Origin of the sequence: Enterococcus sp. HMSC072F02 (assembly GCF_001837725.1) — a bacterium.
GTDB lineage: Bacteria > Bacillota > Bacilli > Lactobacillales > Enterococcaceae > Enterococcus_B > Enterococcus_B lactis.
Genome location: NZ_KV833918.1, coordinates 1 through 806, shown reverse-complemented (window position 1 = coordinate 806; position 806 = coordinate 1). Strand labels below are relative to the sequence as shown.

The following is an 806-nucleotide window of genomic DNA, read 5'->3' as shown; positions in this document are numbered from 1 at the left end:
AGCGTCAATAATTTTGTGTAAATAACTCGTCCTTCTGCAAAATAATGGGTTACTCAGTAAACATTGAAGCTAATGTATCCGTCACTTGTTGGAAGCCTTTATGGCTTCTATTTAAGAATTTTTGATTGTATGTATCAAAGATGGATACTAGGAAACGCTCTAGTGATTCTTCATTTTGAAACTGCTCTTTTCTGCGGCTGTATTTCTTGATTTGTTTATTGAAAGATTCGATTAAATTAGTTGAGTAAATGCTTCGGCGGATACCAGGCGGAAACTCATAAAAAGTCAATAAATCTTGTTTTTTTATCAGTGACTGCGTCACTTTAGGATAAGTTTTCTGCCACTTCTCAATCATACTCCCTAAAAAGGTATTTGCCTCTTCCTTTGAGCTAGCTTGATAAACAGCCTTAAAATCATCACAGATTTCTTTTCGATCTTTAACACGTACTTTATGAGCAATATTACGGGAAACGTGAACACAGCAATGTTGGTATTTAGCTTTAGGATAAATCTGGTGAATCGTATCTTTCATGCCTTTTAAGCCATCGGTAATAAACAGTAAGACATCATGAACCCCTCTGGAGTAAATGTCCTGTAACAACTCATTCCAAACGTAGGTCGATTCAGTCGGAGCAATCGCATAACTTAGTACTTCTTTAGTGCCGTCTTCTCGTATACCAATGGCAATATAGATTGCTTCTTTGGAGACGGTTTGCCGTTTTAAAGGAATATAAGTAGCATCCATGAAAATAGCGACATACTTATCATTTAGAGTTCTAACTTTAAATGCATTTACTTCTTCAGTC

At 36.0% G+C, this 806-nt stretch carries 1 pseudogene; it reads right to left on the bottom strand.

Annotated elements, in window-relative coordinates:
- Positions 1 to 49 precede the first annotated feature (49 nt).
- A pseudogene (locus HMPREF2731_RS02770) lies at positions 50 to 806 on the bottom strand (IS256-like element ISEfm2 family transposase); the annotation flags it as partial.